The organism is Mycobacterium sp. 5-140-3-2 (assembly GCF_035666375.1).
GTDB lineage: Bacteria > Actinomycetota > Actinomycetes > Mycobacteriales > Mycobacteriaceae > Mycobacterium > Mycobacterium intracellulare.
The window spans coordinates 2,862,217-2,875,530 of sequence record NZ_CP142025.1; the positions used below are offsets into that span (position 1 = coordinate 2,862,217).

At 67.3% G+C, this 13,314-nt stretch carries 14 protein-coding genes; 9 read left to right on the forward strand and 5 right to left on the reverse strand.

What is annotated here, in order from left to right:
• Positions 1-16: 16 nt before the first annotated feature.
• Positions 17-562, reverse strand: coding sequence for an SAM-dependent methyltransferase (locus tag P6281_RS13495; RefSeq protein ID WP_014384802.1), 546 nt, complete (start codon positions 560-562; stop codon positions 17-19).
• A gap of 119 nt (positions 563-681) precedes the next feature.
• Between P6281_RS13495 and P6281_RS13500 the strand changes: the two genes are divergently transcribed.
• On the forward strand, positions 682-1,284 hold the full coding sequence (locus P6281_RS13500) for a TetR/AcrR family transcriptional regulator (RefSeq protein ID WP_009952430.1): 603 nt from the start codon (positions 682-684) through the stop codon (positions 1,282-1,284).
• 43 nt (positions 1,285-1,327) lie between these two features.
• On the opposite strand, the gene P6281_RS13505 is transcribed toward P6281_RS13500, so the two are convergent.
• The gene (locus tag P6281_RS13505) at positions 1,328-3,091 is read right to left on the reverse strand and encodes an N-acyl-D-amino-acid deacylase family protein (RefSeq protein ID WP_202377438.1); all 1,764 of its coding nucleotides are present in this window, start codon (positions 3,089-3,091) and stop codon (positions 1,328-1,330) included.
• A 184-nt stretch (positions 3,092-3,275) separates the two neighbouring features.
• Here P6281_RS13505 and P6281_RS13510 point away from each other — a divergent pair, with 184 nt between their 5' ends.
• Both P6281_RS13510 and P6281_RS13515 read left to right on the forward strand, forming a co-directional pair.
• A complete protein-coding gene (locus P6281_RS13510; protein WP_014380218.1) occupies positions 3,276-3,947 on the forward strand; it encodes a TetR/AcrR family transcriptional regulator in 672 nt (223 codons plus the stop codon).
• Positions 3,948-4,112: 165 nt separating this feature from the next.
• Positions 4,113-4,574: a hypothetical protein gene (locus P6281_RS13515; RefSeq protein ID WP_041784983.1), complete on the forward strand. Its 462-nt coding sequence runs from the start codon at positions 4,113-4,115 to the stop codon at positions 4,572-4,574.
• A gap of 38 nt (positions 4,575-4,612) precedes the next feature.
• On the opposite strand, the gene P6281_RS13520 is transcribed toward P6281_RS13515, so the two are convergent.
• Positions 4,613-5,512, reverse strand: coding sequence for an SDR family NAD(P)-dependent oxidoreductase (locus tag P6281_RS13520; RefSeq protein WP_014384806.1), 900 nt, complete (start codon positions 5,510-5,512; stop codon positions 4,613-4,615).
• A 777-nt stretch (positions 5,513-6,289) separates the two neighbouring features.
• On the opposite strand from P6281_RS13520, the gene P6281_RS13525 reads away from it, so the two are divergent.
• From P6281_RS13525 to P6281_RS13535, 3 genes are all read left to right on the forward strand, one after another.
• Positions 6,290-7,099: a SigB/SigF/SigG family RNA polymerase sigma factor gene (locus P6281_RS13525; protein ID WP_036396576.1), complete on the forward strand. Its 810-nt coding sequence runs from the start codon at positions 6,290-6,292 to the stop codon at positions 7,097-7,099.
• Positions 7,100-7,218: 119 nt separating this feature from the next.
• Positions 7,219-7,854: a hypothetical protein gene (locus P6281_RS13530; protein WP_014382659.1), complete on the forward strand. Its 636-nt coding sequence runs from the start codon at positions 7,219-7,221 to the stop codon at positions 7,852-7,854.
• 41 nt (positions 7,855-7,895) lie between these two features.
• Positions 7,896-8,354 (forward strand): DUF2231 domain-containing protein, encoded by a 459-nt coding sequence (locus tag P6281_RS13535; protein ID WP_014384807.1) that lies wholly within the window; start codon positions 7,896-7,898, stop codon positions 8,352-8,354.
• Here P6281_RS13535 and P6281_RS13540 read toward each other — a convergent pair.
• Positions 8,351-9,475, reverse strand: coding sequence for a class I SAM-dependent methyltransferase (locus P6281_RS13540; RefSeq protein WP_014384808.1), 1,125 nt, complete (start codon positions 9,473-9,475; stop codon positions 8,351-8,353). The two genes, P6281_RS13535 and P6281_RS13540, sit on opposite strands and share 4 nt — an antisense overlap.
• Before the next feature lie 313 nt (positions 9,476-9,788).
• Positions 9,789-10,265: a nitroreductase family deazaflavin-dependent oxidoreductase gene (locus P6281_RS13545; protein WP_009952415.1), complete on the reverse strand. Its 477-nt coding sequence runs from the start codon at positions 10,263-10,265 to the stop codon at positions 9,789-9,791.
• Between the two features lie 138 nt (positions 10,266-10,403).
• Between P6281_RS13545 and P6281_RS13550 the strand changes: the two genes are divergently transcribed.
• Genes P6281_RS13550 through P6281_RS13560 form a run of 3 tightly spaced genes read left to right on the forward strand, consistent with a single transcriptional unit; the run spans position 10,404 to position 13,299 of the window.
• Positions 10,404-11,102: a TetR/AcrR family transcriptional regulator gene (locus P6281_RS13550; RefSeq protein ID WP_014382662.1), complete on the forward strand. Its 699-nt coding sequence runs from the start codon at positions 10,404-10,406 to the stop codon at positions 11,100-11,102.
• 20 nt (positions 11,103-11,122) lie between these two features.
• Complete coding sequence (locus P6281_RS13555; RefSeq protein ID WP_014380226.1) at positions 11,123-12,346, forward strand: cytochrome P450; 1,224 nt, start codon at positions 11,123-11,125, stop codon at positions 12,344-12,346.
• Positions 12,340-13,299 carry an SDR family oxidoreductase gene (locus P6281_RS13560; protein ID WP_014711719.1) on the forward strand — a complete coding sequence of 320 codons (960 nt, stop codon included), beginning with the start codon at positions 12,340-12,342 and terminating at the stop codon, positions 13,297-13,299. Before P6281_RS13555 ends, P6281_RS13560 begins: the two co-directional genes overlap by 7 nt.
• The last annotated feature ends 15 nt before the right edge of the window (positions 13,300-13,314 follow it).

Consider the following 13,314-nt stretch of genomic DNA (forward strand, 5'->3'; position numbering starts at 1 on the left):
CGAGGTCCGGAACGGGTCAGCGGCGCGCCAGCAGCCAGGCCTGGCCCGCTCCCTCGCCGGCGGCGATCGGGGTCAGTTCGGCGAACGCGGCGGTGAGCTCGCCGGGCGCCGCGCGAAACGGCCCCGCGGACGCCCCCACCTCGCTGAGCGCGGCGATCGCCAGCAGCCCGCCGGGCGCCAGGCGTTCGATGATCGCACGGTCGAGACGGCGGTCCCGGAACTTGCAGCAGAGGATGACATCGGCGGGCGCGCCCGCCGGCAGACCGTTGTCGAGATCGACGACGTCGAAGCGACAGCGGTCGGCCACCGCGGCACGCCGGGCCAACTCCCGCGCGTGGGCGACCGCCACCGCGGAGATGTCCAGCCCCAGCACGTGCAGGCCCCGCAACGCCAGCCAGGCCGACCCGGTTCCCTGCCCGCAGGCCAGGTCGAGCGCCGTGCCGGCGGTGGGAAACTCCCGCGCGTGGCCCGCGAAAACACCGGGCGGCCCAACCGAATCCAGCGACGGCGGCGCCTTCGCGGCGTACCGTTCGTCCCAGCGTTGCCGGTCCGATTCGCCCATACGCGACACTCTAGGACCCGGCGTCTTCTGGACAGTTGTCTGCTAGCGGCATCGCGCGGTGGAGACGACCGCGATGAACGGAAGTTGTTGGTGGCGCGGCGCCTTCCTAGACTGGACGGGTGTCCAACGAGGCGTCGTTCCAGGCCGTTGCCGCTAAAGCCGCCGCCGGGGCCGCCCGCAGGTCGGATCGCCGGCCGGGCCAGACGATTCGCAAAGTCCTCGATGCCGGGCTCGAGGAGCTGCGGGAAACGTCGTACGCGAACCTGACGATGCGCGCCGTGGCGACTCGTGCCGGGGTGTCCCCGGCCAGCGCCTACACCTACTTCCCGTCGAAAAGCGCGCTGGTCGCGGCGGTGTACCTGCGCTTCCTGCGCGACCTGCCGCTGCACACCGACGTCAACGAGACGACCAAGACCCGGGTCAGCGCGACCCTGCGGGATATGGCGGTGGTGGTCGCCGACGAGCCGGAGCTGACCGCCGCGTGCGGCGCGGCCCTGATGGCCGACGATCCGGCGGTCACGCCGCTGCGCGAACAGATCGGCGAGGAGGTGTCCAGGCGCATCGGCGCCGCGTTGGGGCCGGGTTGGCCGCGTGCGGTGAAGTCCACGCTGCAGATGACCTTCTCCGGTGCGCTGATGACGGCCCGGTTCATCAGTTTCGCCGAGATCGCCGGCCAACTCGACGAGGCCGTCAACCTCATCCTGGGCGCCTCGGTGGCGTGAAGACCCCTGCGGCCCAGGCGTATTCGCTCGGCGCGCCGCCTACCTACCCGGTGGCGGCGAGGTTTCGGGAGGGGCTCCCCGCCCGCAGGAACCGACCGAATCGTTCCTTGCCCAGCGCCGGCGTGGCCTTGCCGGCGGCGAACGCGAGTTTCCCGGACACCAGCACGGCCGTGACCGTCTCGTCGTTGCGGTTGACCATCCGCGACAGCCCGCCGTAGGACTCGACCGGATGCTCGGCGTAGCGGTCGAGGGACTCGTCGAGCTTGTCGGGGTCGATGACGACGATGTCGGCGCGGTCACCCTCGCGCAGCGTCCCGGCGTCGATGCCGTACCACTCCCCGAGCTCGCCGGTCAGCCGGTGCACGGCGCGCTCCATCGAGATGAACGGCCTGCCGGACTTTTCGGCGTCGCGCGCGTGCCGCAGCAGCCGCAGTCCGGAGTTGTAGAACGCCATGTTGCGCAGATGCGCGCCCGCGTCGGAGAACCCCATCTGGATGGTCGGGCTCTGGGCCATCTTCTTGAGGACTTCGGGTCGGTGGTTGGAGATCGTGGTGCGCCAGCGCAGCTTTTCGCCGTGTTCGACGACCAAGTCGAGGAAGGCGTCGACCGGGTGCACGCCGCCACGCTCCACGCCGACCTGCCCGAATGATTTGCCGATGACGGACTCGTCTGGGCAGGCCACGATTTCGGCATCGAAGAAGTCGCGGTGCCAGACCCGGGGCCCGTATTTGCTGTCGTAGTCCTTGCGGAACCTGCGCCGATACTCCTCGTCACGCATGAGCTGATTGCGTTCGATCTCGGTCTGCAGGTGCAGCGCCGCGGCGCCGGAGCCGAACTCCTCGAACACCACCAACGAAATCCCGTCGGCGTAGACCTCGAACGGCACCGGCAGATGCTGCCAGCGGAAGTCGCCGCCGAGGGCGTTGACGACGCGGGCGAGGCGGTCCATGACGTGAATGACGAACGGGATGGCCTTGATGTCGGCCGCCGACAACAGGCTGGTCTTCAGGCGGCGCCGGCGGATCCCGAGCGACGTCAGCAGCTGCGAGACCACCGACAGCGGGTTCTTGATGTCGGGGCCGGACTGCAGGATCTTGTCGCGCCGCCGCAGGATCGCGTTCAGGCGGCGCAGCTCGCGCGGGGACGCGTACGTCGACGGCAGCGTGCGCGATCTGCAGACCTCGCCGTCGAGCTTGTCGAACAGCAGTTGCTGCGAAGACATCCCGACGAACCCCTCATCGAGCGCGTCGTTCAGCATCGATTCCATGCGGGCGAGTTCCGCGGCGGACGGCCGCACGTCCTTGCGCGTCGCCCGATCCAGGCCCATCGTCGCGGCGCGCAGATCCGAGTGCCCGATGAAGGCCGCGAGGTTCGGACCGAGGTTGAGGCGTTCGAGTTCGGCCACGTATTCGGTGGGATTGGTCCACGAGCGCGCCGCACCGAGGTGCTCGATGACATAGCGCCGGGGAATCGCTTCGACCCGGCCGAAGATGTCACCGGCATCGACGCTGTCCAGGTAAACGGTGGACAGCGAACACGATCCCAGCATCACGGTCGTCACGCCGTGCCGCAGCGATTCGGAAAGCTCTGGCGCACAAAGGATTTCGATGTCATAGTGAGTGTGGATGTCGATGATGCCAGGGATCACCCACTGGCCCGTCGCGTCGATGACGTCGGCGCCGGCCGTGTCGAGCCCCTTGGCGATGGCAACGACGCGGCCGTCACGCACACCGATGTCCCGCACCGCCGAGGGTCCTCCAGTCCCGTCGAACCAGCGCCCGTTGGTGATCACGGTGTCGTACTGCATCGGTCGGCCTCCCTCTGCCAGGCGCCCTGCCTGCTGGATCCGCAGTGATCATACATACCGGGCATAGTGTCTGGCCTCGTTATCGGCGCGCCACGCGCCGATTAGCCAGCAACGACAGTGCGGCGGCGGACGCTATGATCCAGCTGTGGGGATCACCGCCTACCGGTTTGCCGTTCGGTAAATCATGCGCAGCCACGGTTGGGCAGGAAATACGCCGGCTTCCGACGCGGAGGCGATCGAGCGCATCCTCGACGCCGCCGACAAGATCATCGACGAACGCGGTTCAGCGCTGCGGATCGCCGATGTCGCCCGGGCGCTGGGCGTCACCCGCCAGACCGTCTACCGATACTTCCCCGGAACCCAGGCGCTGTTGGTGGCGTCCGCGATGCGTTCGGCCGACGGCTTCCTCGATCGCATGGCGGCGCACCTCGACGGCGTTACCGACCCCGTCGTGGCCATCACCGAGGGAATGGCTTTCGCCATCGAGGAGCTGGCCTCGGACAATCAGGTCGAATTCGTCCTCAACCAGCGCCATCGCGGTGGCCAGAAGGTCTCGATCATCTCCGATACCGCGTTGGCATTCGGTCGGTCGATGCTGCATCGCTACGACATCGATTGGGAGCATTACGGTTTCGACGAGGCGGGCCTGGACGAGCTGAACGAGTTCTCGCTGCGGGTCCTGCATTCCTTTCTCGCCGACCCGGGCAGGCCGCCCCGCAGCGGCGCCGATCTGCGGCGCTATCTCACCCGCTGGATCGGGCCGGCGATCGCCTACCCGCAGCTGGTCCGCACGATGGATGCGCTGGGCACCGCCGAGCCGCCGCGAACGCGCCGGCGCTCGTCGAAGGCGTCCTGACCGGGACGGTCGAAGTCGGCCGCGTACCGGACCCGCCGGGGCACCGGCGGTCGGTGACCATACGTTTCCATCGATATGTCCGGCCGGCCGGCCGGTTGATCTGGTCGTGGAGTTCGGCGATCCTCGACGAGTCGACGTCGACGACAACCCGATCAAGGAGCCGCAATGGTGGGCTTGGGACAAATCGCACTCGATAGCGCGCCTGTGTTCGGCGGCGTGATGCTCGCGGTCGCGGCCGGGCAGTTCAAGGGTCCCGACTATCGAGGAATGATCAAACAGGACATGGACCTGCTGGACCGATTACCCCCGGACGCCACCGACCGGCGTGCCGATCTGCAGCGGACCATCGACGCCCGCATCGACGACATGGTCGAGGCCGCCGACCGCAGCCGCGCGTTGCGCCGGGCCGCACTGTCCTACCAGGGCAACTGGCGAGACGTGGTGCTGCTGCTCTGCGCGGTGTTGTTCACGATCGTCTGGTGGAACGTGAGCCATGCCAGAAGCAGCTGGCTGCCCATGTTCATTCTGTTGATCGTCCTGTCGTCGGTCGCCGCCGCCTACGCGTTCCGCGGGGTGCTGCATGCCGCGAGTGCGTTCGTCCGTAAACGACGCGGCCGGCCGGATTAGGCGGCAGGCGGCGGCTTTTCGTCGCTCGGTGCCGCCGCTCATCGCGCCTTCGTCGCGGCGCCGACCATCGTGTGCACCTCTGCCACCGACCACGGTCCGGACTCATGGTGATCGCGATAACCGAGCACGCGCGGCGTCTGGCGGTCGAAGCTGCCGACGAAACCGCCTGCGGCGACGAGGATCTGGCCCGTCACCTCACGCGCCAAGTCGCTGGCGAGATAGGCGTAGAGCGGGGCGACGAACTCGGGCGGGGCGCTGTCGAGCGAGGCCCGCATGGTCATCTCGTCGAGCAGCCCGCGGCGGTGCAGATCTTCGATATGTCTTTCGTATTCGAGCCCCGTGGACAGCCGTGTGCGGGCGCCGGGACACACCACGTTGGCCCGCACGCCGTGGGGCTTCAGTTCGGCGGCGATGGCCATCGTCAGGGAGTTGACGGCGCCTTTACCCGCGGGGTAGCCGGTCCCGCCATAGTCGCCCAGAAAGGCCACCGAACTGGTGTTGATGATGGCGCCGTGCCCCTGCGCGGCCATGACCGGGGCGGCGGCCCGGCACGTGTGAAACGCCGTGCCCAGGTGCGCGCCGATCAGCCGCTCGAACTCGGCCCCCGAGATGTTCAGGATAGAGGAGCCCGGCGGCTCGGCGATTCCGGCGCAATTGATCAGCGTGTCCAGTCGCCCGAACACGCTGACGCATTCGTCGATGAGCGTTTGGGCCACCCGCTCGTCGTTCGCGGCGCCCACCACCGCGGTGGCCCGCCCGCCCGCCGCGCTGATCGCGGCGACCGTCTCCTCCACCGCGTGCCGGTCACGCCCGTTGACCACCACACCGGCGCCCAGGCCGCCCAGCAGTTCGGCGACCGCACGCCCGATGCCGCGACTGCCACCGGACACCGCCACCCCGCGCCCTTCCAGCAGGGCGTGCGCGCCGGATCCAGTCACCGACGGCTCCGGGAGAAAGACGTCCCGAGCTCGGCGTAAAGCATTGCGCGCGAAAGGCTCTCGTTATCGGTGCGAGGCGTGCCGCTCGATTGGATGATAAACATTAGGCGAACGATACCGAAGCGAGCATCGACCCCGATCATCTTGTGGGCGCCCCGGCCCGACGCTCTCCAAACACGGCTGAGCGGTGGCGCTTCAAGCACCCCCCGCAACTGACCCAAGGCGGAGCGCAATCGGCGGCGAAGGGCATCGGATTGGCCGCCGATTCCGTTTGCCGACGAATGCCGCCCCCTAGATCGTCGGTCGGGGAAAGTTCGCGACACCGCAGCTCGGCGCCATGCGGGCACGTCAGGTCCCGTCCGGCCGCCCCGGATCCGGGGATTGCTGACCGTTGACGAGTGCACGAGGAAACAGTTAAGTGATGGCGCGAAGCCCCACCGGAACGGGTCGCCGTGCGATGCGCGGGGGCGTATAGTCTCCAATGAAGTCCGCTTCTGGACATGTCGCCGTTTAGCTCAAAGCGGCCAGTTAGCCCCAATGGCTACTGAGCTTGGTACTGACTCCGGCGATCACACACCCCGAGAGTCATTCCCCGTTGGTAGCGCGTGTGCGGTGGGTAATCGACAAGTCCCGCGGATCAGGATGCAGTGGAGGCGACCGTGCGGGATTCCCGCGATGTCTTTCTGCATAGACTCAGGAAAGTGAGTCAGCAATGCAAACTTGTTCTCGCGCAGGTGTTTACACGATTCATCGAGTGAACACAAGGTGCGCGGCACGATGACCCACACGATTGCCCCAACCCGTCCCGCTCCGGCGCCCGCCAGACAATCCGACGATTCATACGACGACGTAGTCGACATGTTCGTGGCGCTGCATCGCATGCCGGCCGAGTCGCACGAGTACGCCCGCCAGCGCGAATACATCGTCGCCCGCTGCCTGCCGCTGGCCGACCACGTGGCCAGCCACTTCGCCCGCCGGGGCGAGGGTCTCGAGGACTTGATTCAGGTCGCGCGCCTGGGCCTGATGAACGCCGTCAACCGGTTCGACCCTGCGAAGGGCCCCAGCTTCATCGGTTTCGCCGTCCCCACCATGATGGGCGAGGTCCGGCGTTATTTCCGCGACTACAGCTGGGGGATGCGTGTCCCGCGGCGGTTGCGCGAACTGCACGTGCAGATCAGCAGGGCGACCGCCGATCTCGCCCAGCAGCTCGGGCGCGCGCCCAACGCGGGCGAACTGTCGCAGATGCTCGAGGTTCCGCGGGAGGAGATCGTCGAATGCCTCGTCGCCGGCGATGCCTACCGGCTCGATTCCCTCGACGCACCGCTGGGCGCCGATAGTTCCGGAACGCCGCGCTCGGTGGCCGACTCGGTGGGCGACATCGATCCGCAGATCGAGCACATCACCAACCGCGAGGCGCTGCGGGCCCTCGTTGCCACCCTGCCGCCACGCGAACGCGACGTCTTGCGTATGCGGTTCTTCGAATCGATGACGCAAAGCCAGATCGCGGAGCGGATCGGGGTGTCGCAGATGCAGGTCTCGCGCATCCTGGCAAACACGCTGCGCTGCCTGCGCGACCAACTCGAGTAGCCCGTCCGGCACCCAGTACATTGCTCCGCAGCGTCCCCCGCCGCGGAGCAATGTACTGTGCGATTCGAAGGACGGGCCCGACGTTGTCGCCGGGAAGACCTGGAAGGGAGCTCGATGCGATGAGGATTTCACGAGCGCTGATCGCGGGTGTCGCGGCGACGACGGCACTGGCGGTGTCGGTGGCCGGCTGCGGCAACAACAAGTCGCAACCATCGACGTCGAAGACCGGATCCCCCACCTCGGCAACCTCGGCCCCCAGCGGCGCCAGCTCGGCGCCGCCGTCGTCGGCAGGACCCGCACAGCCCAACGATTACGCCAGGCTGCTCATCCAGGCCAGCGACATCAGCGCGCCGGTTCCCTTCACCGCCGCTCCCCCGACCAGCAATCCCAACGGGAAGCCGGGCGTCGAAACGACCTTCAAGGACGACGACGGCAGCCATGCCATCAAGGTCACCATCGCCGTCTACGACGATCCCGAGGCGGCGACGAACGCGTTGAACGCGGCCAAGGGCCAGCAGGGCGGCGTCGTCAAAGATCCGACCACGCAACCGTCGAACGTCGGGACCGGCGGAACGATGCTGATGGGAAACGCACCCGACCGCAGTAAGGGTGTGGTGATCCTGCTCTTCACCGAGGGGCGGGCGCTTGCCACGCTGCAGTTCGACGGCCCGACCGACACGCTGGCCCCGCCAGATTTCGTCAGCGATGTCGGCCAGAAGCAAGACGCGGCCATCAAGAAGGGCCTCGGCGGCTAGGCGCCGCGCAGACCCGAGCGGACCGTGGCCGAGGGGACGCCATGAACGTCATCAACGGGATGCCGGCTCACGCCCTGTTGCTGCATTTCGTGTTGGTGCTCGTTCCGCTGACCGCCGCGCTGGAGATCGTGTGCGGATTGTGGCCGGCCGCCCGGCGCGGGCAACTGATGTGGCTCACGCTGATCCTCGCGGCGGTCACGTTGGTGTTGACGCCCATCACCATCGACGCCGGAGCGTGGCTCTACGACCGCCAGGCCAACCCCAGCCCGATCCTGCGCGAACACGCCGCGCGGGGCGGCGTCATGACCTACTTCTCGGCCGCGCTGCTGGTGGTCGCCGTACTGCTCGTCGCGCTCCGAATCGTGGAACGCCGATCCGATCGGCGCCGCGTGGTACTCCACGCCGTCGTCGCGATCGTGGTGCTCGCGACCGGCATCGCGTCGACCCTGCAGATTTACCGCGTGGGCGACGCCGGCGCCCACGCCGTCTGGGGCGGCTAGACGAACTCGTTGTGGTCTGCGGGGCGGCGTCGATCGAGTTTGCCCAGCCCGGTGATTTCCAGGCTGACCGACTTGCGTTGCCCGGCAGCGCCCAGCATGAAAAGCATGTCGGCGATCGGCGCGCCCAGCCAAAATCGCCAAAACCTTTTGCGGAAAATCGTCCACGCGTAGCTGCCGCCGCCGATCGTCCAATGCAGGGCCATCGTGATGAGGTAGTAGACAGCGCGTTTCGGGCGCGCGGTCACCATCTCGAGGTTCATCTCCCACGCTTCGAGGCCCCAAGCGCGGTAGTGCCATTGCAACTCGTACTTGCTCTGGAATTCGTAAAACGCCAGCATTTCGCCGTTGGTGACCAGGTATTCGTCAAAGACAAGGATCGATCCCTCGACGAAGCGGTCCTTGCAGGTTTCCAGCGCGTGCAGGCAACTCTCATACGTATCCAGATCCATGTGAAAAAGCCGGATGGCAGCGCCCGGTCGCTCGGCCAGAAACGGGGCCAGCGTCTCGTAGGTGCTTCCCCTGATGAACTCCACCTTGCGGCCGAGCGCGTCGGGCACCCCGTCGTGCAAGCTGACTCCGGTGTCCCGGAGGAAACGTCTGGCCACCGGGTCCGCCAGGGAGAAGGCGCCGCGCTTGATGACGGTGTGGTCGTCGATCGGCCAGTCCTCGACGAGGCCCGAGAAGGTGTCGAATCCGTACACCGTGCGGCCTGACGCGTCTGAGATGAGCCGCGTCGACCAGCCGGCCCAGACGCCCAGGTCGAGTAGCAATTCGTCGGGGTGATCGGCGCTTGGCGGCGCCAGGCGCGAGGCCTCCCACAACAGCGTGTGGCCCCCGATCTTGCACTGACGCAGTTCGGCGAGCGTGCGACCGATAAACGAACGATAGGCATCGTCATAAACTTCGATGTCCCGCGCATACAAATTGGGGATATACCGATCCCGGCCCTTATAGACCCCGCGCGCGCACACAAACGACAGAAGAATCAGGGCGACCCCGATGAGCAGAACGGGCCTGAAGTAGCACGCCGCAAACACAATGCATGCGATGCCGATAAGAATCGCTTTCCATATGCGGTGAAGCCCCGTCCGATCCACGGTTCGCGTGTCGATTGCGACCACCGGTCAGCCTCCCGATTTCTCGTCCGGATTAGACATCCCGCGGCCAATTTCGTCAAGAGCCGACGTTGCGGTGCCCGCGCCGCGCGTTGCTAGCAGGGCGTTTAAGCAATAAGCGGCCGCGCGGGATCCGGCGCGAGGCGACCGCACACCGAGGTCCGCTTTCGGAATCGGCTAACGGTTTTGACGGAGCGAAATTCGCCGGCGGCGGCGCATCGAATTGGCATTCGACGGACCGTCCGATGCCCTCTCCCGCCGGCCCTCGTGACCGCTGCCGGCTAAAAATGTCGGCGATTAACTAGGGTCTCCGGCCAGCTCAGGTAAGCGGCGCCAGAAGAAACAGCCGGAATTGGCGCCGGCCGGCAAGACCTTGGGCCACCCGATAGTTCGGCCAATGGTCCAGCACCGCGCCCCACGCCTCGTCGCGCTCCGCGCCGGTGAGCAGCTGCACCCTCGCCACGAACCGTTGGCCACGCCGGCGCACGGTGACGCGTTGTGCCGCTTTGAGATTCGCCGACCACGACGGGTGACGGTCGCGCCCCCAGTTCGATCCGACCAGCAAGAGCCCCCCGCGAAAGGGGACATACTGCACCGTCGCGCCACGGGCCAGACCCGTCTTGCGGCCCGAGGTCGTGATTCGCACGTTGGGCAGCCCGACGAGGTCCAGGACGCCGATGCGCCCGCTCGTCATGAACCGAAGCAGCGACTCGAAGCGTTCGACGATCGGCGGTCCGCTGCGCAGGAGCAACCGGTAGACGGTCGGGTTGTGAGCCAACCGCCGCAGCGGATTCATGCGGTGACTGTAATCGCGGCACGCCGCGGCCGGGCATCAGCTCGGTGAACTATCCCCGACCACCCCGGGTTTCGGGTCGCTGCGCCCGATTCCACGGTCCCGCAACTAAATAAATTGCTTGATTTAACAAGGCGGCCGGTGTTCACTGAGGCGATGACCGCCGAGCGGATCGCTCGTTCCGAAAGGTCGACGGGAACCCGAGAGGCGCTCTTGTCGGCCGCCGAGGTGTTGTTCGCCGAACGCGGAATGTATGCCGTGTCGAACCGGCAGATCAGCGAGGCGGCGGGGCAGGGCAACAACGCCGCGGCGTGCTACCACTTCGGGACCCGGGTCGACCTGCTGCGCGCGATCGAAGCCAAGCACCGCGAGCCGATCGAGGAGCTGCGCGCGCACATGCTGGCCGCGGTCGGCGACTCCGCCGAGCTGCGGGACTGGGTGGGCGCACTGGTGCGCCCGCTGACCGATCACCTGTCCGCCCTGGGGACCCCGACCTGGTATGCGCGGTTCGCGGCCCAGGCGATGGCCGATCCCACGTACCGCCACGTGGTCACCAAGGACGCCCTGGCATCGCCGTTACTGGTGCAGACGCTCGACGGCATCGACCGCTGTCTCCCCGAGCTACCCAAGCGCGTGCGTGCCGAGCGAATGGTGATGGTGCGCAATCTGCTGATGCACACCTGCGCCGAGCACGAAGGCGCGCTGGCCGAGCACGGGCCGCGATCCCGTTCAGCCTGGCCGGTCGCCGCCGAAGGGCTGATCGACGCGATCGTCGGCCTGTGGCGCGCGCCCGTCCACGTGGCCGCGGCCGGCGGCCCGACATCACCGACAACCGCGTAGGCCGAACACCGAGGAGCACGATGACCGAAGGATCCACCGCCACCGATATCCCGGAGTTTCCGATGACGCGGGCGCCGGGGTGTCCGTTCGCGCCGCCTCCGAAGGTATTGGAGCTCAACGCCGGCAAGCAGCTGAGCAGGGTGCGGATCTGGGACGGCAGCACGCCGTGGCTCATCCACGGCTACGACGCGATCCGCGCGCTGTTCACCGACTCCCGCACCAGTGTCGATGACCGCCTGCCCGGTTATCCGCACTGGAACGAGGGCATGCTGGCCACGGTGCACAAGCGCCCGCGTTCGGTGTTCACCTCCGACGCCGAGGAGCACACCCGGTTTCGCCGGATGCTGTCGAAACCGTTCACCTTCAAGCGGGTTGAAGCGCTGCGGCCGGCGGTGCAGAAGATCACCGACGACCACATCGACGCCCTGCTGGCCGGGCCGAAGCCGGGCGACGTCGTCAGCACCCTCTCGCTGCCGGTGCCCTCGCTGGTCATCAGCGAACTGCTGGGTGTGCCGTACGAGGATGCGGAGTTCTTCCAGACCCAGGCCCAGCGCGGCATGGGCCGTTACGCGACCGAGGAGGACACCGCCCAGGGCGCCGCCTCGCTGGCCAAGTATCTGGCCAACCTGGTTCGGACGAAAATGCAAAGCCCCTCAGAGGATTTGGTGTCCGACCTCGCCGAGCGGGTCAACGCCGACGAGATCAGCGTGCGCGAGGCCGCGCAGTTGGCCACCGGTGTGCTCATCGCGGGCCATGAGACCACCGCGAACATGATCAGCCTGAGCATCGCCGCGTTGCTCGAGCACCCCGATCAGCGGGCGCTGCTGCGCGACACCGATGACCCGAAGGTCATCGCCACCGCGGTCGAGGAGCTGATGCGCTACCTGAGCATCATCCAGACCGGACAGCGGCGAATCGCCGTCGAGGACATCGAGATCGGCGGCGAGACGATCCGCGCCGGCGATGGCATCATCCTCGACGTCGCCCCGGCGAATTGGGATGAGCGCCAGTTCCCCAACCCGGACCGCCTCGACCTGCTCCGCGAAGACGGGCCGCACGTCGGGTTCGGCTACGGTCGTCACCAGTGCGTGGGCCAGCAGCTGGCCCGCATGGAATTGCAGATCGTTCTGCCCACGCTGCTGCGCCGCGTCCCCACGCTGCGGCTCGCCGTCCCGCTGGATGAGCTTCCGTTCAAGCACGACGCGTTGGCCTACGGCCTCTACGAGCTGCCCGTGACATGGTGAAACCCGATCTCGCGCTGAGTGTTCCCGATCTGCGGGGCAGGTTCGCCGTCGTGACCGGGGCCAACAGCGGTTTGGGCTTCGGCCTGGCGAAGCGGCTGGCCGCCGCGGGTGCCGACGTGGTGATGGCCGTCCGCGACCGGGTCAAGGGCGAACGGGCGGTCGCCGACATCCGCCGGGACGCACCGCAGGCCAAGCTCACCATCGGGCAACTCGACCTGTCGTCGCTGGAAAGCGTGGCGGCGCTGGGTGAACAGCTCAGCGCCGAGGGCCGCCCGATCGACGTCCTGATCAACAACGCCGGCATCATGACGCCGCCACAGCGGCAGCAGACCCGCGACGGTTTCGAATTGCAGTTCGGGACAAATCATCTGGGGCACTTTGCGTTGACCGGTCGGCTGCTCTCGTTGCTGAGGGCGGCGGGATCCGCGCGGGTGGTCACGGTCAGCAGCCTCGCCGCGACCCAGGGCAAGCTCGACTTCGGCGACGTCAATGCGCAACAGGGTTATAAGCCCATGCATTCGTACGGGGTCGCCAAATTGGCGCAACTGATGTTCGCCGTCGAATTGGATCGGCGCAGCCGCCGGGGCGGGTGGGGGTTGATGTCCAACGCCGCGCACCCTGGTTTGACCAAGACCAACCTGCTCAGCGGCGCCTCGTACGGCCGCGCCAAGCCGACGTTGCAGGCGCGTTTGACGCAGCTGACCTGGCGCGTGATGCCGTTCATGTGGCTCGACGTCGACGAAGGCATCAAGCCGACCCTCTACGCCGCGGTGTCGCCGGATGCGCAGGGCGGTAAGTACTACGGGCCGCGCGGTTTCTACGAAACGGTCAGGGGTGGGGTCACTTTCGCTCGAGTTCCCCGGTTGGCGCGCAGCGAAGCCGACATGCGACAGCTGTGGCAGCTTTCCGAAGAGCTCAGTGGCGTCACGTACCCCGACCCAGGCGCACAATGATGAGTGATTCCCGAG